A 23,918-nucleotide genomic window follows, 5' to 3' on the forward strand; every position below is an offset into this window, starting at 1 on the left:
TTTCCTAAGGTATTTATTGGCGGCTAGCTTTTCGCAGTAGCGCAAATACCTTGTCGTCGTCACAATGCGCCACATTAAAGCGCAGCCACGACGAAGGTTCCTGGTAAGGCCTGAACAGGTTGCCCGGCGCCAGCATGATATTCATCTTCGATGCTTCGCTGGCAATTTCTGCAGCGTTTTGGTCGTGAGCCAGTTTAGCCCAGACAAACATGCCGCCTGCAGGTTCGGCGTGGATGCTTAAGCCACATTCTTCCAGTGCGCGTATTACTTGTGCTCTTTTCACCTCCAGCCGCGTGCGTACTTTCTCCATGTGCTTGCGGTACCTGCCTTCGACCAGAATCTGGTACATCACGCGTTGGTTGATTTCTGAGCTGGTGAGGCCGGTGAGTAATTTGAGGTCTAGCAGGCGGCTGGCCAGTTCGGCCTGGCAGGCAATAAAACCCACGCGCAAGCTGGCAGAAATGGTTTTGGAATAGCTGCTGACATAAATGACGCGGTTAAGCTGATCCAGTGCCGCCAGGCGCGGTGCATTCTGCGGATGAAAGTCGCCGTAAATATCATCTTCCACAATATATAAGCTGTGTTTTTCGGCCAGTTGTAATATCTGGTGTGCCACCGCCAGACTGGTGCTGGTGCCTGTGGGGTTGTGCAACACGGTGTTGGTAAAAAATAATTTGGGTTTATATGTTTGCAGCAATTGCTGCAAGGCACTGACGTCAGGGCCATTGAATAGCCGAGGTACGCCCATGATGCGCGCGCCCATGGATTTTAAAAAACCAAATAAGGTGTAATAGCCTGGGTCGTCCACCAACACCACATCACCGGGTTTGATCAATAATCGCGCGACTAAATCCAGGCCATGCGAAGCACCGTTGGTCATCAGGATGTGTTGCGCTTCGGCGTGGATGCCAATGTCGGCCAGGTTCTTTTGTGCAAGCTGTTGCCGCAATGGTAAGTACCCACTTACATCGCCATAGCCGGTTAAAAAATCCCCCGATTTTCGTGACAATTCATTCAGGCTTTTTTGAATGACTTTTTCATCCAGCCAGTCTTTGGGCAACCAGCCACAGCCCGGCCTAAGTGCATCTGGCACGTCCCTGAAAGTGTTATGCAGAAGCCATAACACATCGTCGGCCCTATCCAGGTAAGAGGTGCTTGAAACGCTTTCTTCAGGCTTGTTGAGCGGTGCCACATAAAAACCTGAGCCGCGCCGCGACAGTAAATAACCTAATGCCACCAGGCGGTCATAGGCGTCGACCACGGTAAAGCGGCTAATGTGGTGTTGTACCGCAAAGTCGCGGATAGAGGGCAAGCGCGTGCCCGTGCGTAACAGACGTTGCTCTATTTGCTGTTTGACGCCGGTGACAATCTGCTCGACCAGCGGCACCGGGTCTTGCGGGTTTAGGGTGATCAATGGCTGCGTGACTGGCATGGTGTATGGACCTGTACAGTGTCTAAAATTGATATTTAAATTGTATATGTAGTGTACATGTGTGGGGCGATAGTATGTGATTAAACTTATTAGGGAATAAAGACTGATGATGCGAGTCGTGGTGATGGTGTTGCTGGTTGTGGTTGTTCTGCCTTATGCATACGGCCACTATGGTCATCTTGCAGATGCTGGTCAGCAGGATGCCGGGCGGGTGTGTGTCAGTAACCTGCGGGCGGGGGCTGTGTGTGAGCCTGCCGATGATGCGCAGCAGGTGATGGTGTTCGTTAGAGGGCAGTTGCTGCCTGTGCGCTAGAAAGGACGACCATGCATATTGCTATCCTGACTTTTGATGGATTTAATGAGCTGGATTCCATCGTGGCACTGGGCATCCTCAATCGTGTGCAGCGGCCTGGCTGGCGGGTCTCTATTGCCAGCCCTACTGCCACCGTCACCTCCATGAATGGCGTAGTGATAGCGTCACATATTTCTTTAGAAGAGAGTGCGGCTGCCGATGCCGTCATTATCGGTAGTGGTATTTATACCCGGGAAGTTGCAGAGAGTGCAGTACTTGAAACTGTGCGTTTAGACCCGGAAAGGCAATTGATCGCTGCGCAATGTTCAGGTGCATTGATTTTGGCCAGGCTAGGGCTGCTCAATGAGATGCCTGTGTGCACTGACCTGGTGACTAAAGCCTGGGTGCAAGCCTTGGGCTGCAATGTATTGGATCAGCCGTTTTTTGCACAAGGTAATCTGGCTACCGCAGGGGGCTGCCTGGCTTCACAATATCTGGCGTTTTGGCTGATTGTCCGTAGTGCAGGCCTTGAGGCCGCCGAGCGTGCATTGCATTATGTCGCTCCGGTCGGCGAAAAAGAACTTTATGTGCAGCGTGCGGTAGGCCATGTCAGGCCGTATTTGCCCGCAGACGTGTTTATTTGATCGCGTATGTATACCCCCAAACATTTTTCTGCCCCCGGTGAGGCGGCGCTACACGAACTGATACGGACATATCCATTTGCCACCTTGATCATGACCACAGGCGATGGTGTCGAGGTCAACCATTTGCCACTGTATTTAGATGCTGAGGGTGTGTTGAGCGGTCACCTGGCGCGTGCAAATCCCTTATGGCAAGCTGAGCAGGCTGAGCAGGCTGAGCAGGCTGAGCAGGCTGAGCAGGCTGAGCAGGCTGAGCAGGCTGAGCAACCCGTGATGGCGGTTTTTCATGGGCCGCATGCTTATGTGACGCCATCTTGGTACGCCAGTAAAGCGCAAACCGGCATGGTGGTGCCAACCTGGAACTATGTGGTGGCGCATGTGCGAGGCACGCTGCGGGTGATCGAAGATGCCCACTGGTTAGGCGCCCATCTGGCAGCGCTAACTGCGCAACAGGAAACGGCATTTGAACAGCCTTGGCAGTTGGAAGATGCACCAACGGGCTTTATCGATCAACTGATGCAGGCAGTGGTGGGCATTGAAATTGAAATCACGCAACTGACGGGCAAATGGAAGGTAAGCCAGAACCAGCCACTGGCGAATCAACTGGGTGTACTACAGGGCTTAAGTGCGAGTGAGGCTGCGCATGGCAAAGCCATGGCTGAGATTGTCCGGGCAGTTAACCACTTATCGACTTAGAGGCCTTGTCTAGCGCTTGTGCCAGGCGTGACCAGGCGGTGGTCAGCGGTAAACCAAACCGCAGTGCTTGCGGCGCTGCAAAATAACGCGTCCATACGCCTTGCTCGGCCAATGCCTGCTGCAACGCGCGGCTCGCAGGGTGCAACACATATTGAAATAAATCTGTGCTGCCCGCGGGTGCGAGCCCATGCTGGCTAAGTAGTTGTGCTAACTGCCTGGATTGCGCAGGTAACTGTTCGCGCATCTGTTGTTGCCAGTCGCGGTCGGCCAGTGCCTGACTGGCGATAAATTGACTCGGCCCGGTGATGGTCCATGGGCCGAGTAACGATTCAAGCTGTGCCAGCGCTTGTGGTTCGCCAAGCAAGAAGCCCACGCGTAGCCCGGCCAGGCCAAAAAACTTACCCAGCGATCGTAACACCCATAAACCTGCTTGCCCGCTATGGCTGGCGAGGCTATGTTGTGGTGTGGTGTCCATAAACGCTTCGTCTACCACCAGCCAGCCGCCGCGTGCGGCCAGTCGCGTATGCCAGTCTAATAGCGTATCGGTTGGGTATAAGTAGCCGGTGGGATTATTGGGATTACATACCAGCAATACGTCCGTATTCTGTAACAGATGGTCATCTGGCATCTGGTCGAAAAATTGCACCTGATGCCCGGCACGTTGCCAGGCGTGTGCGTGCTCTTGATACATGGTACGTGGCATGGCGACACGGCATGGTGCGCGTAAGCTGGGTAATGCTTGCAGGGCTGCCTGTGAACCTGCGCAGGCTAATACGTGCTGGCAACTGTAATAAGCACGAGCCGCAGCCTGCAGCGCATCGGGCGCGGGCGGCAAGCGTTGAAACAGCGAGGCTGATAATGCCGGGATCGGGTAATGCTCTGGATGAATGCCGGTGGAGATATCCAGCCAGTCTGCCAGTGGCCTGCCGTATTGCTGCGCGGCCTGCTGCAAGTTACCGCCATGTTCAAGCATAAGTGACCGCTCCAAGCAGTAGCGCAAGCATCAGCCAAATGACGATGCCATTGCGTACCAATTGCAACGCGCGGGGAATATCTTCTTTGGTGGGTGCAATATTGGTGCCCAGGCGCGGGCGCTCATGCCACTCACCGTGATAGCGGGCGCGTCCGCCCAATTGCACATTCAGCGCGCCTGCTCCGGCAGCCATTACCGGGCCTGCATTCGGGCTATCCCATAACGGTGCCTGTTGCCGCCAGGTTTGCCATGCCAGCCGTGTGTGGCCAAGCAATGCATAGGTGAGCGCCGTCAGCCGGGCGGGCACATAATTCAGCACGTCATCCAGTCGGGCGGCCGCCCAGCCATAATAGAAATAACGCGGTGTTTTATAGCCCCACATGGCATCCAGGGTGTTCACCAGGCGGTAGGCCAGCGCCCCAGGGCCGCCTGCAACAAAAAACCAAAACAGGGCACCAAACACGCTGTCATTGCCGTTTTCCAGCACCGATTCAATGGTCGCGCTCACGGGTTCAATCGCTTCTACATCGCGGCTCACCATATAAGAGGTGGCAAGTTGTGCCTGCTGAAATTGCCCAGTCTGCAACGCGTTATAGACTGCCAACCCATGCTGGCGCAAGCTGCGGTGACCAATGGCAAAATACAGCAAATACAGGTGTAGCGAGAGTGCCAGCCATACTGAGAGATGCATGATTAACAGGCATAAAATGACCGGCGGTAAAACGACTAGGCTGACGCCGAGCACGCCGTAAATATATTGGCGGCGTGATGGGTGTTTGTGTGAGAGATTCAAGCGTTTTTCAAGTTGCGTCACCAGCCAGCCAAAGCCCACCAGCGGATGCCAGCGCCTGGGTTCGCCCAGCCAGCCATCAAGCAGCACAGCACCACAGGCAAGCCCGGCGAGTGTGAGATAATCGAGTGATGGATAAACAGGTAGTGAAAACATTAATGGTTCAGGGCACCACGTCGGATGCCGGTAAAAGTACGCTGGTGGCCGGATTGTGCCGCGTATTGTACCGCAGAGGGGTGGCGGTGGCGCCATTCAAGCCGCAAAACATGGCGCTCAATGCCGCCGTGACTGCCGATGGCGGCGAGATTGGCCGGGCGCAGGCGGTGCAAGCGATGGCGTGCGGATTGCAGCCGCATACCGATATGAACCCGGTGTTGCTCAAGCCGAATTCAGACACCGGCTGCCAGGTGATTATTCACGGCCAGGTGGTGGGTAACCAGGAAGCGAGTACTTACCACGACTATAAAAAAACCGCGATGCAGGCGGTGCTGCAATCTTATCAACGCTTGCAGCAACAGTATGGCTGCGTGGTGGTTGAGGGCGCAGGTAGCCCGGCCGAAATCAACCTGCGTGCGAATGATATTGCCAATATGGGCTTTGCCGAGGCGGTGGATTGCCCGGTGATTTTGGTGGCCGATATTGATAAAGGCGGCGTGTTCGCACACCTGGTTGGCACCCTGGCTTTACTGAGCGAAAGCGAACAGGCGCGGGTGGTTGGCTTTGTCATTAACAAATTTCGCGGCGATATTGCTTTGCTGCAACCTGGGCTGGATTGGCTGGAAGCGCGCACGGGCAAACCCGTGCTAGGCGTGTTGCCCTATCTGCATGATTTGCATCTGGAAGCAGAAGATGCCGTGGCCAGGACGAGTACCAAAAAAACCGGCGCACAATTAACGGTCGTGGTACCCGTGTTACCGCATATCGCCAACCATACCGACTTTGACGCGTTGCGTTTGCACCCGCAAGTCGACCTCAAGTTTGTGCGTTTGAGTGAGCCTGTGCCCGCGGCTGATTTAATCATTTTGCCCGGTAGTAAAAATGTGCGAGGCGACTTGGCGGCTTTGCGCGAGTATGGCTGGGAGCCTGTGATTGCGCGGCATTTGCGTTACGGCGGCAAAGTACTGGGGATTTGTGGCGGCTTTCAGATGCTCGGCCAGCAGTTGCATGATCCGTTGGCGCTAGAGGGCGAAGCCGGCAGTAGTAAAGGGCTAGGCTGGTTGCCCATGGAAACCACGCTGGAAGCACATAAACAGCTCAAACAAGTCTCAGGCAAGCTGGCTTTTGCCGATGCAGAATTACAGGGTTATGAGATTCATATGGGCGTGAGTAGCGGCGCTGCGTTGGCGCGCCCGGTGCATGACATCGCGGGGCAGGCAGAAGGCGCATTGTCAGCCGATGGCCAGGTCGCGGGCAGTTACGTGCATGGTTTGTTTGACCACCCGCAAGCCTGTGCCGCCTGGTTGCAATGGGCGGGGTTGTCTACCCAGGTGGATTACGACTACACGCAATTGCGAGAACAGAGTTTGGAGCAACTGGCGCAAAGTTTGCGCCAGCATATCAATTGGTCAGCGCTTGCACCTTATCTGCCAGCAGGGTTTAAGCCAGTTTAGCCTGACACCACTTTAATCGTCTGCTCAAACGCTTCTACCACTTGTCCGGCGCGGATTTTGGCAGTTTTTCTGCGCTCAATGGCGCCATCGACCTTAATCAACCCTTCGGCCACCATAGACTTTCCCTGGCCGCCACTGTCGGCCACGCCTTCCAGTTTCAGCAAATCACATAGCGCGATATGTTCGCCTCTCAGTTCAAAAGTCGTCGTTGCCATGGTTTGTCCTATGCGTGTCTGAAAGCGTCATTTTAAGGCTTGTTTGCAGTTTCTGGCGGTAAATTCACCTCCAGTGTAAGTGAGGCATTCTGGCTTTCCCACAAATTTTCATTCAACTGGTGATGCACGGTGACAAATAGAAAATTCAACCCGGCTTTTTGCGGGTGAAAGCTAAACTCGCCCTGCTGGTTGGCATGAATGTTGGAGGTTCTGACATTGTCGAGGTCGTACAAGTCCTCGATCCTGTGTTTGATAAAATGCTCGTTATCCGTCACCACGATAATGCGCGCATCTGGCACCGGCTTACCATTTTCCAGCACACGGAAACTGAGTTCACCGCCCAGCAGCAGGCCATTGGGTGACGCCAGTGGAATAATTTCCAGGCCTTGGTTAAAGGGCTTGGCAGTGTATTTTTGTTGGCCTTTAAAGATATAAGTGTCAGCATAGCTATAGTAATTCATGGTGGTCGGCTTGCCGGTCACGCGCTTCATGTCTGCCGCAAAGTAGAGCTTTTTATCCGCCGTCTCAACAGCTTTATAGATTGGGCCCACGCGTAGTCCTGTGCTGATACGATACGTACCTTCCTCTTTTAATTCTGGCTCGAGATAAACTGCTGCCTTGGTTTTGGCGATCGGTTTGATCGCCGAGGTTGTGCCGTTAGGCGCCGTGATCGTAAAGTTGGGCGAGTCCATGGCAAAATCGGCCTGGAATGGAAACTCGGTAAATGCTGACTCAATGGTCAGGCGGTGATGCGTCACATTGAACTGGTTAGGTTTTAAAAATGGCACATGCGCCTCGGCACCTAGGGATGCAACGAAGGCGATGATGGCTAAGGAAATTTTTTTCATGGTATGTCTTTCTTGTTATTTAAGCTTTAACGGCAAGCCTGCTGCAATAAAACTGACTGCATTGGCAATGGCTGCCACATGCTGGTTCAAGCGACCTTGTTCATCCTGAAACTGGCGATTGATTTCGCCCAGCGGCACGATGCCCATGCCGACTTCATTGCTGACTAAAAACACCGTCGCTTGCAATTGCGGCAACGCGTCCAGCAAGGCCTGCTTTTCTGCCTGCCAATCCAGCCGCTCCGGTTTGTCACAATCGGGGCAGATGCATTGTGCTAACCATAAGGTCAGGCAATCGACAATCACACAGGTATCAGCTGCATCGTTGGCTAGCAGCGTTTGCCCGAGGTTAAACGGCGCTTCTACCAATGCCCAATAGGGTGGGCGGCGTTCTTTGTGATGCGACACCCGCTTGGCGAACTCATCGTCATACACTTGCGCCGTGGCGATATAAGTCACCGGCAACTCCAGTGCAGACGCTAACCGCTCTGCATAAGCACTTTTGCCGCTACGCGCACCGCCTAAAATCAGGTGACTACTCATAAAACACTCCCGTGCTGCTGTTGCCAGCGTTGAATAATGGTTTGCAATTGCGGTAGGCCTTCAGTAAATAGTGCGGGGCCAGGCTGCAAAATATCGACGGATTTTATTTCGTAAAGATGGCCGTCTCGTATGGCGGGCATGGCTTGCCAACCTGCACGTGCAGCCACTTTTGTTGGCTGGAATTTTTTGCCGCACCAGGAGCCAATAATGATGTCAGGCTGCGCGGCTAATACCTGCTCTGCAGTGACTTGCCGGTCACGTGCGCTGTGAAACTGGCTTAAGTGCGGGAAGCAATCGACGCCGCCTGCGGCTTCAATGAGCTCAGCTGCCCAGCGGATGCTACACATCATGGGCTCATCCCACTCTTCAAAATAGACCTTGGGTTGGCGTGACCAAGCGGACGCTTGCTGGCGCGCGGCAGTCAGTTGTGCCTGGTAAGTTTCTACTAGCTTATTCGCTTTGTCGCTGGCCCCGACCAGGTCGCCCACGGTGAGTATCATTTGCAAAGTTTCGTCCAGGCTGCGCTGGTTAAACACATGCACCTGGCAGCCAGCTTTAATCAGTGACGCGGCAATGTCGGCCTGCAAGTTAGAAAAACACAGCACCAGGTCTGGTTGTAGTGCCAGAATTTTTTCGATATTAGCGTTGGTGAAGGCGCTGATTTTGGGTTTTTCTTTGCGCGCAATGGCCGGGCGGGTGGTAAAACCAGAAATGCCGACAAGTCGGTCTTGCTCACCCAACAGGTACAACACCTCCACCGTTTCAGTGGTTAGGCAGACAATGCGTTGCGGCCAGCGCTTCATGGCTGCGCCTCGTGATTATGCCAGCCGTTTTCCATCAGCATGTCTGAGAGTGGTTTTTCGGTAGCCCAGCCTTGTTCTACCAGCATGGGGGATTTGTAAAAAGTATTCACATAGCCCAGGCATAAAATCGCCACCGGTTTGGCATCGGCTGGCATGCCTAATAATTGCGCCAATGCTTGTGGGTCAAACAGGCTGACCCAGCCCATGCCTATGCCTTCTGCACGTGCTGCCAGCCACAGGTTTTGAATGGCACAACTGACTGAAGCCAGGTCCATTTCGGGCAGCGTGCGGCGGCCAAATACATACTTCTCGCGCTGGTCACACAAAGTGGCGACCAGTAATTCACCACAGTCCAAAATGCCTTCGACCTTGAGGCGCATAAATTCGGCCATGCGTGCCGTGTTTTCAACTTCGCCAATGGCTTGCGCCGTGTGTTTGCGCTCTTCATCGACCAGCGCATGTATGCGTTTGCGCAGCTCTGCGTCGCTGATGCGGATAAAGCGCCATGGTTGCATCAGGCCAACGCTGGGGGCATGGTGTGCGGCTTGCAATAGTGTTTGCAATAATTCGGGAGCAATCGGCGTCGGCAAAAAGTGCCGCATATCGCGCCGCTCGGCAATCACTTTGTAGATCGCCGCTTTGTCGGTGTCTGAATAGGCAAAACTCATGGCAGGAAAAATTGTGCGGCCAGCGCTGGGTTAGACGGGAAGTAAAAATGCAGAAAGCTGGCGGTGATATTCTGGTGGCGATAGACCTCTTCACCCGCGCCATATTTGCCTTTGCCTTGGGCGATCACTGGCATATCAGTGTCAAAGCGGCCATAGTGAAACGTGTGTGCACCTATGCTGGCCGCGTCGTCGTCCGTAGTTGCAAAAGTGGCGTGTTGCGTGCCCAGACCTTGTAGCTTGGGTTGAATCTCACTCTTGCCTGGCAATAGCCCGAACACAGGCTGGCCATTCAGTGTGTCACCCAGCGCCAGCATGCCGCCGCATTCGGCCAGGATAGGTTTACCCGCTTGCGCGGCGGCGTGTAGGCCGTCGCGCAAGCTGTGGTTATGTTGCAGTTGGTCCAGATGCAGTTCGGGGTAGCCGCCAGGTAGCCAGTAAGCATCTGCGGCAGGTAACTGCGCATCGTGCACAGGTGAGAAAAACGTAATGTCGGCACCTAGTGTTTGCAGTAAATCGAGATTGGCCTGATAGGTAAAACAGAACGCGGCATCCTTGGCCACGGCAATGGTTTTGCCTTGCAGCAATGGCGTCGTAGCAAGTGGTTCCGGTACTTGAAAGCTGACGGTGGGCGGCAAAGGAATCCCTGGCCCCAGAAATTGTGCGGCGGCTTCTATGCGCTGCTCAATATCGTCAATCTCTTGTGCCAGGTGCAGGCCGAGGTGGCGCTCTGGCAAACTCAGCTGTGCGTCATGCTTCATGGCACCCAGCCAGGGGATATCGGCTGGCAAGGCGGCTTGGATCATCTTGGCGTGGCCATCGCTGCCAATTTGGTTGGCAAATACGCCTGCGCGTTTCAGGCTTGGCCTAAACGCGTACAAGCCAAAGGCAATCGCGGCAAAGGTTTGTGCCATGGCTTTGGCATTAATCACCAAGCCGACGGCAATGCCAAAGCGCTCGGCAATATCGGCACAAGAGGGTGTGCCGTCATAAAGCCCCATCACACCTTCGAGCAAAATCACGTCATTGTCTTGCGCAGCCTGATGTAATAATCGTTGCGCATCGGCTTCGCCACACATGCCGAGGTCAAGGTTATAGACCGGCTTGCCTGTGGCCACTTGCAGAATCATGCCGTCAATAAAGTCCGGGCCGCATTTAAAGGCTTGCACACGCAAGCCGCGGTTGCGGTAGGCGCGCGCCAACGCGGCGGTGGTCATGGTTTTGCCTTGGCCGGAAGCAGGCGCAGCCATGAGCATGGCGTGACAGCTGGCTGCTTGCATTAGAGGTCTATCCCAGCCTGGGCTTTGATGCCTGCGCGCCAGGCGTGTTTGACATCCATCAATTCAGAGACGGTATCGGCCGCATTTCTCAATGCCTCAGAAGCCCCGCGGCCAGTAATCACCACGTGCTGCATGGGTGGGCGCTTGGCAATCGCGTCCAACACCATTTGCTCGTCTAGGTAACCATATTTGAAAGTGTAAGTGAGTTCGTCCAGCACCACGAGATCGATCGCCGGATCTTGCAGCATTTGCGCCACGATTTCCCAGCCACGCATGGCGGTTTCGGTATCGCGCTGGCGATCTTGTGTGTTCCAGGTAAAGCCTTCGCCCAGCACATGCCAGGTGACGGCAGGATGCTGGCGGAAAAAGGCTTCTTCGCCGGTATCTGAGCGGCCTTTGATAAATTGGGCCACGCCGACACGCATGCCGTGGCCCAAAGAGCGGGCAACCATGCCAAAGGCAGAAGAACTTTTACCTTTGCCGTTGCCGGTGAGAATAAGGAGCAGGCCTTTTTCTTGATTGGCCTGCTCGATTTTTTCGTCAATGACCGCTTTTTTGCGGATCATGCGCGCCTTATGGCGGCTGTCACGGTCATTGGTTTCCATGATGCTGTGTGGAACTTAAGCGTTTTCGCGGACAGAGCGTTTAGCCAGGCCAAACACCACGTGTGCGATCAGTGCTACCACCACCCAGAATGCAATTGCTTCGAGTTGTTTAGGGAAGTATTTCACTAAACGTGGCACGAATTCGGCAAAGGTTGGGTCAGGATAACGACCACCAAAGAAGTAGAAGCCACCACTGGAGAACAGTTCCGCAATCGCAGAAGCGGCAACTACTACGCCCGTCAATTTAAACAGGCTGCTGAACGCCCAGGTTGTATTGTCTGCCAACCAGCGGCCAGCCAGCCACATGGTGCCATAGGCCGGCAACAAAAAGCCGTAGGCAGGCGTCACGCAAAAGTTGCTCACGCCACCCCAGGTCACTGCTGCCATATCCAGGCCAGCGCACAAAGCCAGCAGTGCAACAAACAGAATTGTCGAGCGCAGGTAGTAACCGGCAATCAGGAACGCCGCGTAAGAAGCACTAGGCAAAAACTCGATAGAAGCGAAATGATGACCGCGCGTCACAATGACCATCAGTGCAATGACAAGTGCGATTGCCAGAGATTGGGTTGAAATTTTACGTGGCATGCCAACGACTCCAAAATTAAGATGAATGACTAAGTTTTATTACTGGGGTTAATTACTAGGGGTGAATTTTAGCCCAATTCGATCAGGCTTGGGCAAAATCCACCCGTTACCGGTTTACTTCATATCGTAATTCAGGCTGACAAACACGTTGGTGCCCATGGTGTTGTAGTCAACGGTGGATGACACCGCTGCCAACACATAGTTTTTGTCTAAGATGTTGTTTGCACGTGCTTGTAAGCGCCAGCTCGGGTTGATTTGATAGGCCAACGTTGAGTTAAGCAAGGCATAGCCACCCAGCGGAATGCGATTGGCAGGATCATTGTAACGTTCAGCAGAGGCGGTTAGCTCGCTGGACCAGTCCCAGGCGCCATTTTTGTATTGCACAATCATATTTCCGTAGCGTTGTGCACGTCTAGCCAGCAGATTGTCCGTGGCATCTATACGCGGAGATTGTATAGTCGCATTGGCAGTGATTAGCCATTGCTCGCCAATTGGCATACTGCCTTCTATCGTCACGCCTTGAACTTCAACCTTGCCGACATTGACAGCACAACCACTGGTAAAGCCAGCTGGACAGCCTGATGTCACTGTTTGAATAAAGTTACGAATATGGTTATCAAATACCGTAACTTTGGCTTGTAATTCTTGCCCTTGATAGCGGAGGCTGGCTTCAAGATTGTCTGCTTTCTCTGATGGTAAATCTGGATTGCCAAATCTGTCAGCATACAATTGGTTAAAGGTCGGCGCTCTGAAAGAAGATCCATATTGGGCGGTGAATCGCCATGCAGGTGTGAATGCATAACCATAACCGATGCCGCCAGTTGTGTAATTGCCAAACTGACTATTATGATCTTCACGTAATGACAATTGAGTGCTGTGTGCAGCATAGTTGCCCACATAACCTAGTACAAAAGCATCATTATTGCGGCTTCTGTCCAGTGTACGGACACCCGTTGCTTCAGTCTCAACATCTTGCTCCAGTCTATCGTAAGCAAAAGTGACTGTGCCATGCGTCAGACTATAATCATGCTGCCAGGATAGCTGGCGTTGCTCTGTCTCGATATTGCTATTGCGGGTGGCGCTGTTGATGCTGAAAGACTGATCCCGGCCAACGTTGTATTGTACTTTGCTGTTCCAGTGCTCTGTCAGAGCATTTTTTAGTGTTAGCCCGTATCCTTGCTGATGCCTCTCCAAGTAGTTGCCAATATAGCCGCTGTCATATTGGTTTTTGCCTTTGCTTTCCAGATATTGCAAACCGAGGGAGTGGCCAGGTGCAAACTCGAGATCGGCATATGCAGAGCCACTAAAATTGTTGTATCCGTCACGATCTTTGTCTACTGCCGCAGTCGGGTTTTTTCTTGCACTAATGCCGCGGGTATCGTAATTGCTGATTTGGGCACCTAATTTTAATGCTTGATAAGCAGAGTCGAATCCGGCATTGCCGCTATAAGCATCATAACTGCCAGCCCCCAGGCTGCCGTAAACATGGGTTTTATTGCTTTGGCCGCGTTTGGTGAAAATCTGAATAATGCCGCCAATGCCGTCAGAGCCATAGAGGCTCGAAGCCGGGCTGCGCACAATTTCAATGCGGTCAATCAGCGCTAGCGGAATATTTTCAAAAGCGGTGGTGCCTGTGGTGCCAGAGTTCATGCGTACACCATTCACTAATACAATCAGCTGATTGTCATTTGTGCCACGCATGGCAATGTTGCTACTCGTCCCCATGCCGCCATTGGTATAGGTTTGTATTCCAGGTTGCAGTCTTAGTAAGTCAGTTAAGGATCCACCGCGTAGTCTATTGATTTCTTCTCGGTCAATGACAGTGACGTCGCCCGTGACTGTTTTTGTGGATTGTGGAGTTCTGCTGGCAGCGACTACGATTTCATCAAGTGAATTAGTGTTGTCTGCGGCAAAGAGACTGCCAGATACACTTAAGATCAGCCCAATAAAGGGGAGGTGATTTTTGATGGTTATATTCATTTGGTGATTCTCGAATACAATCTTTCTACACCGAGCTGATCAGGAAGAAAGATTGTATTGTTAATGGTTGGTATTGATTGAGAGGGTTACTTAGGTTCGTAACGAATGTTCACGAACAGGTTGGCGCCAGGGGTGTTGTAGGCAAAGCCTGTTGTTGCCGGATTACCATCCAATGCCAAGCGGTAGTTTTTATCAAAAACGTTGTTGGCACGTGCTTGCACAGTCCAGTCGCGATGGATTTTATATTGTGCAGTCATATTGAAAAGGGTGTAACCACCCATGCGCAAAGTGTTGGCAGAATCGTTGTAGCGTGCAGAAGAAGTCACTAACTCCGTGCCAAAGCGCCAGTCTTGTACCGTGTAACCGAGATTAAACTGGCCGTGTCGGTTGGCGCGACGCACCAGCATGTTGTCGGTGGTATCGTCACGTGGTGACTGAATGTCGATGCTACCGCCTATGTCCAGGCTTTCCCAGCGCTGGCTAGCTGCCAGTGTGACGCCGCGTATCTTGGCTTTATTCAGGTTGGCAGGAACAAATGCACTATCCAGAATGATCAGGTCTCGAATTTTATTTTCATAGGCCGTCAGCGAAGCGCTGGATGTGTCATCACGGTAGCGTAGGCTGGCTTCCACGTTGTCTGATTTCTCAGGTTTTAGATTAGGATTGCTGGTTGCGAAGCCAAAAGAGTCTGGAAAGAACAAGTCGTTAAAAGTAGGTGCTTTGAATGCAGAGCCATAACTACCGGTAATACGCCACGCGTTATTAATGTTGTAACCATAGCCTAAACCGCCAGTCACATTGTTACCAAAGCTTGAGTTGTGATCTTCACGTGCGCTGGCTTGAATAGTATGTGCGCCTATATTCGCGACGTAGCTGGCAACGTAACCTTCATTGGTGCGCTTGGTATTATTGTAAGCCGTCGTGGAGTTCACTTTGTCTTCCAGTTTGTCATACATCAGAGTCAGCACGCCAACTGGCAGAGCAATATCGTTTTGCCAGTTAAATTGGTCTTGTTTTGTTCTAAACAGGCTTCTGCTTTCGCTGGTAAATGGGCCGAGGGCTGCGTAATTGACAGACTCATCAAAGCCTTGGCTGATACGTAAAGTGGAGTGCCAGTTGCTTGTTATCTGATTTTTACTAAACAGCGAGTAGGTGTGCTGTTCAATATCTGCATGGTCAGAAAAGGCCGGATTAAAGGCTGGGGATGTTGCATCGATATTAAACCGGTTGTCGTAGCGGGTTCTGCCTTTGCTGTGCATCAAGGTTAATCCGACTTCATGACCCTCTACAATTGTATGCGACAGGCTGCCAGTCACCGCCAGGTTGCGATAACCATCGTTGTCGTTCAGGTTGGGGTTACGGGTATCCAATGCGGAGAATCCGTTGGTTTTGTTTGCTGAAACATTCACTGCGTACGCAGTATCATTTTGTTTGCCACGCAAACCAGCTTCTGCCAAGGTTGTATCGTAGGTGCCAAAGCCCAGGTTTGCATACGGTTTGAAACCGTCGACACCTTTTTTCGTGAAAATCTGGATGACGCCACCAATCGCATCTTGCCCGTAGAGGCTGGTTAATGGTCCTCTGACGATTTCAATGCGGTCGATCTGCTGGATCGGTATATTTTCAAGTGTTGTTGTACCTGCTGTAGCTGACTGCACACGCACACCATCAATTAACACCAGGGTATGACCGGTATTGGTACCACGCATGAAAACACCTGAGGTTTTACCTGCGCCACCGTTATTATTAATTTCAATGCCGGGTTGGCGTTGCAGCAATTCAATCAATGTGCTTTGACCGCCGCGCTTGATTTCTTCTGCATTAATCACAGAAACATCGGCAATGACCGACTCTTGCTGTTGAGGTGTGCGTGTTGCAGTCACGATGACTTCGTCTAGCGTTGCATTGTCTGCGGCATAGGCGAGTTCGCTTAAAGAAAGGCCGATCAGGCCTTTAAGAATGGCTTTTTTCATTATCTTATCCCTGTGTCATATGCGTCCCCGCATATGGGTTGTCTATCAAGACCAGGGAGTGAGGGAGAATGCGCAAAAGCATTGCTTATACAATAAGCAATGCTAAATACATCATCAGACACCGTCACCCCGCGGTATTGCAAATGGTTGGTTGCGAGGCCGGTCTCCGGGCTTGCAAGTTTTGATCTATCGCCTTCCCAAGCTTGCGCTCAGTGGCATGTGGATAGACCCGCACTTGCTTACCGTTGCGGGGGCAGCACAGGAGTTGTGAACGTGGTTCACGCACCTGTTTCCCAGTTTCACCTTTTCTGTAAGAAACACAGCGAAGGCACCTGACAACTGAGCGCTATTTTAGTCTAAAGCACGTTTTTTTGCCAGTAAGCCAACTTTAGGCGGCGATGCTTAAATTGTTAATTTACTTTGAAAAAACGCGCTTAGCTATTGACCACACTCATTTTTTTAAAAGATAATGGGCTGATGGATGCCGATTTAAAAAGTCTTGAAGAGCGTGTGACGAAGCTAATTGCTTTGTGCGGCCAGCTGCGTGACGAAAATGTTGAGTTACGTCAGGAGGTCACACGGCTGCATCAGGAGTCGCAATCACTCAAGCTGAATATGACCCAAGCCAGCGTTCAGTTAGAGCGATTGTTGTCAGCGTTGCCTGAGGAAGGTCATTAGTCATGGCAAGTAATCCGATTGATATCGAAATTATGGGGCGCGGGCTTAGCGTCACCTGTACTGACGAAGAACGTGACAGTTTGTTGCAGGCCGTGGGCTACCTTGATGGTAAAATGCGCGAAATTCGTGATGCTGGCAAAATGGTCAGTGTTGAGCGGATTGCCATTATGGCAGCACTCAATATCACGCATGAGTTGTTGAATACGCGCAGCGGCGGTGTGGATGTAGGCGATGTTAAAAAACGCATTTCGACCATGCAGCAGCAGATTGATGATGTGTTATCCGGCCAGCATAAGCTGTTGTAATCCGCTTCAATTCACAAAATTTTCATCGTCATTTTTGCTAAATGGCGTATCATAAAAATGGTGTGCTAAGGCGTTGCCTGAGTCTAAAATTCCTTGAACTAGTCTTTGTTATAGGTTTCGGCTCATCAGGTGCTGTGCGATCGCACTAAGTTGGGTGGTCTTTTAAGGCTCCCTTGGCGTGCGAACCTAATGTACCTTAGGCTGTTACCACCTGAACTTTTTGGTTCAGGATCAAGGCTCAGGTAACCCCTTAGCACATCATTCACTCCTTCTCTTTTTTCGTCTCTCGTTACGTTTCAAATAGCTGTCGTTTTAAAAGTTTCTATTGCAATCCTTGATGGATTCATTAAAAATCCAGTAGATTGCATAAATTAACAATTAACACTCAGGGAGTACGTCATGCGTAAGCTATTTTTCTGGTTTTTTGCATTTGTGTTGTTTTCTCAGCAAGCATTTGCCTACAGCGGCATCACTGCGATAGGAGATAGTCTTTTTGACGGTGGTGATCAAGAGACTGCGGTGGTCAGTTATTACAAATTGTTTGGTGGCGGGCAAACTGCTTTGCCTTACAGCAACTATCGTTTTACCAATGGCCCAACGGCTGTTGAATATCTTGCCACTGAGTTGGGGGTAAATTCACCCGCTAGTTTTCAGAATTTTGCCGTGGGTGGCGCAACTACAGCGGATATGCTCACTTTTATGTCGAGTTATTTGAATACGGTATCTTCGATTGATGCTGGACATTTATATGTGCTGGATGGCGGCGGCAACGGCATTGAAACTTTTACTGCACAAGCCGCGGCACAAAATATGATTGATATGGTGGCGTTATTGCATAGCAAAGGCGCGACCGACTTTCTTGTGTTGGGCTTACCTGCGCTGGTTGATGCGCCACGATTCAGCGTGGCTACGCCGGGTGTGGTTCAGTTTTTAGAAGATTACACGAGAGACTACAACGATTACCTGGTTGCGGGGCTTGCAGGATTAGGGTTGCCAACGTCTGCCCGCTTGACTTATTTTGATACCAAAACCGAGTTGGACAATGGCGTGGCACAGGCGCTGAGTAATGGATTTACCAATTTAACAGATGCTTGTTATAACGGCGCAAGCTTATGTGCCAATCCTGATGAGTATATTTTTTGGGATGATTTGCATATCACGACCAAGGTGCACGAGTATCTTGGGCAGCGCATGTTTGCCGCCATTTCTCCAGTGCCTGAGCCTGCGCAAGCGGGATTGCTGCTCGCTGGACTGGTCATGATGCTGGCGCGTCGCAGTCAGCGTCGGCTGCATTAAGCTGCTGGCCGCAAAATATTTTTCTGGCTGATCTGATTATCGTAATGCGTGATACATCAGGTCGGCCAGGCTGACTACTTCCAGGCAACTTTCATCGCAAGACTCCAAAATCACCGGCGGGGCATAACCAGCTTCGCTTGCTTCTAACCAGCGCCGTGCGCACAAGCACCAGCGATTGCCAGCTTTGAGCCCGGGAAAGCCATATTCTGGTCTTGAGGTTGATAAATCATTGCCTTGCGCCTGTGAAAACGCCAGAAATTCATCTGTCATTTCTGCACACACGGTGTGCCTGCCTATGTCTTCCGGGTGAAATCCGCAACAGCCGTCGCGCATAAAACCAGTGATTGGGTGCATGCTGCAGGGAATGAGTAGGGTGCCAAGAACGTTTTTTGCCATGATTGTCAGCTGTACTGTAACTTGGTTTATGATACTGGCATTTGTTGGACATAAGAAGGTTTTCAAGCATGGCGCGTTACTGGTTGATGAAATCCGAGCCCTCGGACGTTTCGATTGATGATTTGGCAAGGTTTCCAAACCAAACGGTGGATTGGTACGGTGTGCGTAACTATCAGGCCCGCAATTTCATGCGTGACCAGATGAAACCAGGCGACGGCGTGTTGTTTTACCACTCTAATTGTGAGACGCCCGGCATCGCAGGGCTGTGTGAGGTCAGCCAATTGGCTTACCCAGACAAGCTGCAATTTGTGGAGGGGCACAAGTATTTTGACCCGAAATCTACCCCGGAAAATCCACGTTGGGTCAATGTGGATGTCAAACTGGTGCGCAAAACCAGGTTGTTAAGCCTGAAAGAAATGCGGGAAGTGCCTGAGTTGGCCAATATGCGCACTTTGCAAAAAGGGAACCGCCTGTCGATTACACCGGTCGATCCCAAGGAGTGGGCTGTTATTTCGGCGTTATTGGCTGATTGATCGCTGGCTTGGGCAGGGCGGCTACCGCATTCTAGATGCATTACTCACATAGAACAGGCTTATGAACAGACAACGAAAACATGCCGTGTTGTATATTCTGGTCGCCGGGTTTCTGATCGCTTTTATCGGCGTACTGCTGTTTGTGTGGATTTATTTCTCTAGCATGCGCGAAATGCACCAAACCACGCGCAAGCTTTATGAGCAGCCTTTTGCCGTTGCCAACGCGGCACTGGCTTTAGAGGCCGATTTGTATCAGATTCGCGGTAGTCTGCTCTATGCCACCTTGATTCAGGCGGATCGTTTGCAACTGGCAACGACAGTGACTTTTATTGAGGCGCGTGAGCAGTTGGCGCAGCAAAAACTTGCAGTCATTGCGCATAGTTACTCTGGCGACCCGCAGCAAGTCACTCGGCTTAAACAAACCCTGGCGCAGCTTAATCAGGTGCGCGACCAGATACTGCATGCACTGGAAGCCGCCCGCTATGCAGAGGCTAACCGCCTGATAGAGGCGCAGTGGACTGCGCGATTTAACCAGGTTGCCAGTCTGAATGAGGTGGTGCTCAAAAACGCCAATCAACGTGCTACCCAATATGTGAATGAAAGCCAGCAGCGCCTGGAAAAACACACGCGGCATGGCCTGGCTTATGCGGCACTCCTGCTCAGTTTGTTTTTGACGGTGGGTATTTTCGTGGCCTGGCGCATTTATCAACTGCATATTGAGGCAGACAAGTTTGCCTTTACCGACTTTTTAACCGGCATTGCCAACCGCAGGCATTTTATCCATGAGCTAGAATCAGAAATCCGGCGCAGTCAGCGCTATGGCTCGGCGTTTGCATTTGCGATGGTCGATATTGACCATTTTAAAAAAATCAACGATCAGTACGGGCACCATGCCGGTGACTTGATTTTGCAGAATTTTTGCTTGCGTTGCGTCAATGCTTTACGCACCAGCGATATGGTCGGTCGCCTCGGCGGCGAAGAATTTGGCATTTTAATGCCGATGACAGACCTGCATGAAGCCGCACGCGTGATTGAGCGTCTGCGCTCAGAAATAGACCACAGCGTGATGAGTGATCATGGTGAGCACATTCACTACACGGCATCATTTGGGCTGGTGTCTACCTCGCAGCTTAGCGATCAGCAAGGCCTGGCACATTTGATGAAAATGGCTGATGCCGCGCTCTACGCTGCCAAACAGCAAGGCCGCAATCGCGTCTTTATCGCTAACCATTAATCTATCTCTACAAGCTGGCCGTACGATGCTTGCATAGCTGTGCGGTTATGTCTCTTTTTTTTCCAGCGTTTTCCTGAAAATCTACTCAAATGCCAGTTTATTGTGCGCCTGTTATTTTGGTGCACTTTTTTGGTGCGAAGCTCTGCTCAAGTAATCGTTCGCTTGCTCATGGTACCGCTGTTTCTTAAATAGAATACTGTTTTTAAATAAAGGATTATTTATTTTAACTATCTGATTATTAATATAATTTTAAATGTTTGTGCTTGGCCTGAGTCGTGTATTTGGCCGCTAAAGCAGGGGTAAGTGCAGGTTGGAATACGTCTTGCTAAATCAAACCTGACAGGCTTTCCAGCGACTTACCGGCAAGCGGGTAACACCTCCCACTTGCTGCCATAGATTGGAGCACGACATGACGAAATTATTAATCGGATTATTGTTAGGATGCATAAGCGCATCGCTGATGGCCGAGCCAGCCGAGGCGCTGGTTCATGATTTAAATAGTCGTGTGTTGCGTGTGCAAGTCGGGCTAAAAAACGGCCAGTATGGTTTGGGCTCTGGTGTGGTCGTGGCCGAAAACCAAGTAGTGACCAACTGCCATGTGGTGGCTAATGCCAGCAGTATCAGTGTCATGAGTGGTGGCGCTGCTTATCATGCGGTGGGCGTTAAGCCAGACTGGGAGCATGATGTGTGCATGTTGCAAATGGAAGATTTGCCACTATCCCCAGTGGCGATGAAATCCAGCCGCGAGCTTAAATATGAGCAACCAGTATTTACCATTGGCTACCCTAGTTTTGTAGCTGCCCCAGTGAGTACTAGCGGTGTGGTTAAAGGTTTGTTTAGCATGGATGACTCTGTCATTGTGCGTGCGACCAGCAGCTTTAGGCAAGGTGCCAGCGGCGGCGGCTTGTTTGATGACAGTGGCGCACTGGTGGGCTTGATCACCCTGAAAAGCCCTGGCAAAGACGCTTATTACTACTATATGTCGGTTGACTGGGTGCAAGCATTGATCAGCAAACCAGCAGGCCCTATCGTCGTTAAAAGTGAATTACCTTTTTGGGGCAAGCCTGCAGCTGAGTGGCCACATTTTATGAAGGTGGTGTATCCATACCTGCATAAAGACTGGAACGGTTTGAAAGTGATTGCCGAACAATGGACAGCGCAAGAGCCACATAACACCGAGGCATGGTTTTACCTGGCTGCAGCAGAGTATGAAACCAAAGACTTGACGCTGGCAGAGCAACATCTACATCGTGTGGTAAGCATGAACGATCAGCATAGCCAGGCATTTTATTATCTGGGTATGATTGCCGAGGCGAGCGGTAAACACGGTGAGGCCATGGCCAGTGTCGATACACTTAAGCACCTGGATGCCGAGGCAGCTGACGCGCTCACAGTGGCCATGAAAAGCTTGCCTTAATAGCGATCATGGTCTGAGGCTAAAACAAAAAAGCGCCTGAATGGGCGCTTTTTTTGCGACAGAGGCTGCTTGCTTATGCCACTGCCATGTCGAGTTCTTCTACATGGTAGTAATGTTCATCATCCCACAGGGTGAAGTCTTGTGCGGTATAAATCGCTTCCTGAAAATGATGAAAGGTTGCGATGCAATGGTTCTCTTCGTCCATCACTTGGTACATTGTCATGTGAACCACCTTTCTGATCTGGTTGTGTGCTGATTGCCGTGATGACATCATCGCACAGCTGTATGACAGTGATTTTGCAGAGCAGCAAGGTGTAATAGGCTTAGTTTGTCTGATGATGTTTGGGCGCAGGCAGACGGTTTATTTGCGTGTGATTTAGCCCGCTGTTTCGCGCTTGGTGCCAGCCACTTTTTTGTAAAATGCCCGGGTTGGCGTATAATTCGCCACTTCTGAGGAACGCTGCGAGAGTCACTCGACTCCCAGGCTCAGAGTATTTGCTGCAAAGCATCTCAACGGCGTTCACTTTTCACTGTGCGAGCACGGAAAAAAGGTGAACAAACGTTTCCACCGGTTCTTAGAACTTTTCCTGCTCAGTTTTCATCTTTTTAAGGATTTGAAACATGAATACTGTAGCTGATATCAAAGATTACATCGTGGCTGACATGAGCCTGGCTGCTTGGGGTCGCAAGGAGATTGCGATTGCCGAAACTGAAATGCCAGGCTTGATGGCGATTCGCGAAGAATATGCTGCTCAACAACCACTCAAGGGCGCACGTATTACTGGCTCTTTGCATATGACCATCCAAACAGCAGTGTTGATTGAAACACTGAAGGATCTGGGTGCCGACGTGCGCTGGGCCTCCTGCAATATTTTCTCTACCCAAGACCACGCCGCCGCCGCGATTGCCGCGACAGGCACCGCTGTGTTCGCGGTAAAAGGCGAAACGCTGGAAGAATACTGGGACTACACCCACCGCATTTTTGAATGGGCTGACCGCCAAAATGGGGAAGAAGTATTCTCAAACATGATTCTGGATGATGGTGGCGATGCGACCCTGCTGCTGCATTTGGGTAGCCGTGCCGAAAAAGATTTGTCTGTGGTGGCTAACCCTACCTCAGAAGAAGAAGTCTGTTTGTTTAACGCGATTAAAGCCAAACTGAAAACAGATTCAAGCTGGTATTCCAACCGTTTGGCCGCGATTAAAGGCGTGACTGAAGAAACCACTACCGGCGTGCATAGACTGTATCAAATGCACAAAGAGGGCAAATTGGCTTTCCCGGCGATTAACGTGAACGACTCTGTGACCAAGTCCAAGTTTGATAACTTGTATGGTTGCCGTGAATCACTGGTTGACGGTATCAAACGTGCGACCGATGTGATGATTGCAGGCAAAATTGCCGTCGTTGCTGGTTACGGTGACGTGGGTAAAGGCTCTGCACAAGCATTGCGTGCGTTGTCTGCCCAGGTATGGGTGACTGAAATTGACCCGATTTGCGCCTTGCAAGCAGCGATGGAAGGTTACCGCGTGGTGACCATGGATTACGCAGCCGAGCATGCCGACATTTTTGTCACGGCAACGGGCAACTACCATGTGATCACCCATGACCATATGGCCAAAATGAAAGACCAGGCCATTGTGTGTAATATTGGCCACTTTGATAACGAAATCGACGTTGCTGGCATTGAAAAATACCAGTGGGACGAGATCAAACCACAAGTGGACCATGTGATTTTCCCGGATGGTAAGCGCATCATCCTGTTGGCTAAAGGCCGCCTGGTTAACCTGGGTTGCGGCACCGGCCATCCAAGCTATGTCATGAGCTCCAGTTTTGCTAACCAGACCATCGCGCAAATTGAGCTGTTTACGCGAATTGAGCAATATCCGGTGGGCGTGTATACCTTGCCCAAGCATCTGGATGAAAAAGTGGCCATCTTGCAGTTGAAAAAACTCAACGCGCAATTGACCACGCTGACAGACGCACAAGCTGCGTATATTGGTGTGAGCAAAAGTGGCCCATACAAGCCAGATCACTATAGATATTAAGCTGAAAAGACACGCCTGGCGTGACTCAATGTGACTGACTAGCGTGCCCAATCACCGCCAGATGTCTTGGCGGTGGTTTGGGTGT

26 protein-coding genes and 2 riboswitches are annotated in these 23,918 nt (G+C 51.3%); of the genes, 11 read left to right on the forward strand and 15 right to left on the reverse strand.

Translation table 11 applies throughout. From position 1 onward, the window contains the following. Nucleotides 1–13 precede the first annotated feature (13 nt). Entirely contained in the window at nucleotides 14–1,432 is a 1,419-nt protein-coding gene (locus METH5_RS0107265; protein WP_232410981.1) for a PLP-dependent aminotransferase family protein, read from the reverse strand. A 106-nt stretch (nucleotides 1,433–1,538) separates the two neighbouring features. On the opposite strand from METH5_RS0107265, the gene METH5_RS0107270 reads away from it, so the two are divergent. From METH5_RS0107270 to METH5_RS0107280, 3 genes are read left to right on the forward strand one after another with little or no spacing between them, the layout of a single operon-like run. After that, entirely contained in the window at nucleotides 1,539–1,745 is a 207-nt protein-coding gene (locus tag METH5_RS0107270; protein ID WP_232410982.1) for a hypothetical protein, read from the forward strand. A gap of 11 nt (nucleotides 1,746–1,756) precedes the next feature. Then, nucleotides 1,757–2,368: a DJ-1/PfpI family protein gene (locus tag METH5_RS0107275; protein ID WP_029147883.1), complete on the forward strand. Its 612-nt coding sequence runs from the start codon at nucleotides 1,757–1,759 to the stop codon at nucleotides 2,366–2,368. 6 nt (nucleotides 2,369–2,374) lie between these two features. Further along, complete coding sequence (locus tag METH5_RS0107280; protein ID WP_029147884.1) at nucleotides 2,375–3,061, forward strand: FMN-binding negative transcriptional regulator; 687 nt, start codon at nucleotides 2,375–2,377, stop codon at nucleotides 3,059–3,061. Here the strand turns inward: METH5_RS0107280 and cobD are convergent. Both cobD and cbiB read right to left on the reverse strand, forming a co-directional pair. Further along, entirely contained in the window at nucleotides 3,042–4,034 is a 993-nt protein-coding gene (gene cobD / locus METH5_RS0107285; protein ID WP_029147885.1) for a threonine-phosphate decarboxylase CobD, read from the reverse strand. The genes METH5_RS0107280 and cobD overlap by 20 nt on opposite strands. Further along, a complete protein-coding gene (cbiB, locus tag METH5_RS0107290; RefSeq protein ID WP_029147886.1) occupies nucleotides 4,027–4,980 on the reverse strand; it encodes an adenosylcobinamide-phosphate synthase CbiB in 954 nt (317 codons plus the stop codon). The genes cobD and cbiB overlap by 8 nt, the downstream gene beginning before the upstream one ends. A gap of 2 nt (nucleotides 4,981–4,982) precedes the next feature. On the opposite strand from cbiB, the gene METH5_RS0107295 reads away from it, so the two are divergent. Further along, nucleotides 4,983–6,434, forward strand: a complete 1,452-nt coding sequence (locus tag METH5_RS0107295) for a cobyric acid synthase (RefSeq protein ID WP_029147887.1) — start codon at nucleotides 4,983–4,985, stop codon at nucleotides 6,432–6,434. Here the strand turns inward: METH5_RS0107295 and METH5_RS0107300 are convergent. The 10 genes from METH5_RS0107300 to METH5_RS0107345 form a co-directional block, all read right to left on the reverse strand. Further along, nucleotides 6,431–6,649: an RNA-binding S4 domain-containing protein gene (locus tag METH5_RS0107300; protein WP_029147888.1), complete on the reverse strand. Its 219-nt coding sequence runs from the start codon at nucleotides 6,647–6,649 to the stop codon at nucleotides 6,431–6,433. The two genes, METH5_RS0107295 and METH5_RS0107300, sit on opposite strands and share 4 nt — an antisense overlap. Before the next feature lie 32 nt (nucleotides 6,650–6,681). Then, entirely contained in the window at nucleotides 6,682–7,497 is an 816-nt protein-coding gene (locus METH5_RS0107305; RefSeq protein WP_029147889.1) for a DUF4198 domain-containing protein, read from the reverse strand. A gap of 15 nt (nucleotides 7,498–7,512) precedes the next feature. Then, nucleotides 7,513–8,037 carry a bifunctional adenosylcobinamide kinase/adenosylcobinamide-phosphate guanylyltransferase gene (gene cobU, locus METH5_RS0107310; RefSeq protein WP_029147890.1) on the reverse strand — a complete coding sequence of 175 codons (525 nt, stop codon included), beginning with the start codon at nucleotides 8,035–8,037 and terminating at the stop codon, nucleotides 7,513–7,515. Further along, nucleotides 8,034–8,840, reverse strand: coding sequence for a cobalamin-binding protein (locus METH5_RS0107315; RefSeq protein WP_029147891.1), 807 nt, complete (start codon nucleotides 8,838–8,840; stop codon nucleotides 8,034–8,036). Before METH5_RS0107315 ends, cobU begins: the two co-directional genes overlap by 4 nt. Next, entirely contained in the window at nucleotides 8,837–9,508 is a 672-nt protein-coding gene (bluB, locus tag METH5_RS0107320; RefSeq protein WP_029147892.1) for a 5,6-dimethylbenzimidazole synthase, read from the reverse strand. The genes METH5_RS0107315 and bluB overlap by 4 nt, the downstream gene beginning before the upstream one ends. Continuing rightward, nucleotides 9,505–10,785 (reverse strand): cobyrinate a,c-diamide synthase, encoded by a 1,281-nt coding sequence (locus tag METH5_RS0107325; RefSeq protein ID WP_029147893.1) that lies wholly within the window; start codon nucleotides 10,783–10,785, stop codon nucleotides 9,505–9,507. The genes bluB and METH5_RS0107325 overlap by 4 nt, the downstream gene beginning before the upstream one ends. Continuing rightward, nucleotides 10,785–11,390: a cob(I)yrinic acid a,c-diamide adenosyltransferase gene (gene cobO, locus METH5_RS0107330; protein ID WP_029147894.1), complete on the reverse strand. Its 606-nt coding sequence runs from the start codon at nucleotides 11,388–11,390 to the stop codon at nucleotides 10,785–10,787. Before cobO ends, METH5_RS0107325 begins: the two co-directional genes overlap by 1 nt. Before the next feature lie 15 nt (nucleotides 11,391–11,405). Next, nucleotides 11,406–11,975: a hypothetical protein gene (locus tag METH5_RS0107335; protein ID WP_029147895.1), complete on the reverse strand. Its 570-nt coding sequence runs from the start codon at nucleotides 11,973–11,975 to the stop codon at nucleotides 11,406–11,408. A 114-nt stretch (nucleotides 11,976–12,089) separates the two neighbouring features. Then, nucleotides 12,090–13,955, reverse strand: coding sequence for a TonB-dependent receptor domain-containing protein (locus METH5_RS0107340; RefSeq protein ID WP_029147896.1), 1,866 nt, complete (start codon nucleotides 13,953–13,955; stop codon nucleotides 12,090–12,092). 86 nt (nucleotides 13,956–14,041) lie between these two features. Next, nucleotides 14,042–15,928, reverse strand: coding sequence for a TonB-dependent receptor domain-containing protein (locus METH5_RS0107345; protein ID WP_029147897.1), 1,887 nt, complete (start codon nucleotides 15,926–15,928; stop codon nucleotides 14,042–14,044). Between the two features lie 139 nt (nucleotides 15,929–16,067). Next, nucleotides 16,068–16,279: riboswitch (cobalamin riboswitch) on the reverse strand. A 90-nt stretch (nucleotides 16,280–16,369) separates the two neighbouring features. Between METH5_RS0107345 and METH5_RS0107350 the strand changes: the two genes are divergently transcribed. From METH5_RS0107350 to METH5_RS0107360, 3 genes are all read left to right on the forward strand, one after another. Beyond that, complete coding sequence (locus METH5_RS0107350; RefSeq protein WP_029147898.1) at nucleotides 16,370–16,606, forward strand: hypothetical protein; 237 nt, start codon at nucleotides 16,370–16,372, stop codon at nucleotides 16,604–16,606. A 2-nt stretch (nucleotides 16,607–16,608) separates the two neighbouring features. After that, on the forward strand, nucleotides 16,609–16,911 hold the full coding sequence (locus METH5_RS0107355; RefSeq protein WP_029147899.1) for a cell division protein ZapA: 303 nt from the start codon (nucleotides 16,609–16,611) through the stop codon (nucleotides 16,909–16,911). A gap of 399 nt (nucleotides 16,912–17,310) precedes the next feature. Continuing rightward, complete coding sequence (locus METH5_RS0107360) at nucleotides 17,311–18,207, forward strand: SGNH/GDSL hydrolase family protein (protein ID WP_029147900.1); 897 nt, start codon at nucleotides 17,311–17,313, stop codon at nucleotides 18,205–18,207. Between the two features lie 36 nt (nucleotides 18,208–18,243). Here the strand turns inward: METH5_RS0107360 and METH5_RS0107365 are convergent, their stop codons facing one another. Then, nucleotides 18,244–18,603 (reverse strand): DUF2237 family protein, encoded by a 360-nt coding sequence (locus tag METH5_RS0107365; RefSeq protein WP_029147901.1) that lies wholly within the window; start codon nucleotides 18,601–18,603, stop codon nucleotides 18,244–18,246. 68 nt (nucleotides 18,604–18,671) lie between these two features. Here METH5_RS0107365 and METH5_RS0107370 point away from each other — a divergent pair, with 68 nt between their 5' ends. From METH5_RS0107370 to METH5_RS0107380, 3 genes are all read left to right on the forward strand, one after another. Next, the gene (locus METH5_RS0107370; RefSeq protein ID WP_029147902.1) at nucleotides 18,672–19,136 is read left to right on the forward strand and encodes an EVE domain-containing protein; all 465 of its coding nucleotides are present in this window, start codon (nucleotides 18,672–18,674) and stop codon (nucleotides 19,134–19,136) included. Nucleotides 19,137–19,197: 61 nt separating this feature from the next. Further along, nucleotides 19,198–20,370 carry a diguanylate cyclase gene (locus tag METH5_RS0107375; RefSeq protein WP_029147903.1) on the forward strand — a complete coding sequence of 391 codons (1,173 nt, stop codon included), beginning with the start codon at nucleotides 19,198–19,200 and terminating at the stop codon, nucleotides 20,368–20,370. Nucleotides 20,371–20,779: 409 nt separating this feature from the next. After that, complete coding sequence (locus METH5_RS0107380; RefSeq protein ID WP_232410983.1) at nucleotides 20,780–21,787, forward strand: serine protease; 1,008 nt, start codon at nucleotides 20,780–20,782, stop codon at nucleotides 21,785–21,787. A gap of 73 nt (nucleotides 21,788–21,860) precedes the next feature. Here METH5_RS0107380 and METH5_RS15660 read toward each other — a convergent pair whose 3' ends face one another. Then, a complete protein-coding gene (locus tag METH5_RS15660; RefSeq protein WP_154650038.1) occupies nucleotides 21,861–22,010 on the reverse strand; it encodes a hypothetical protein in 150 nt (49 codons plus the stop codon). Nucleotides 22,011–22,232: 222 nt separating this feature from the next. Next, a riboswitch (S-adenosyl-L-homocysteine riboswitch) is annotated at nucleotides 22,233–22,316 on the forward strand. Between the two features lie 92 nt (nucleotides 22,317–22,408). Between METH5_RS15660 and ahcY the strand changes: the two genes are divergently transcribed. Next, nucleotides 22,409–23,833 carry an adenosylhomocysteinase gene (gene ahcY, locus METH5_RS0107390; RefSeq protein ID WP_029147905.1) on the forward strand — a complete coding sequence of 475 codons (1,425 nt, stop codon included), beginning with the start codon at nucleotides 22,409–22,411 and terminating at the stop codon, nucleotides 23,831–23,833. Nucleotides 23,834–23,918: the final 85 nt, after the last annotated feature.

This window comes from Methylophilus sp. 5 (assembly GCF_000515275.1).
Lineage (GTDB): Bacteria > Pseudomonadota > Gammaproteobacteria > Burkholderiales > Methylophilaceae > Methylophilus.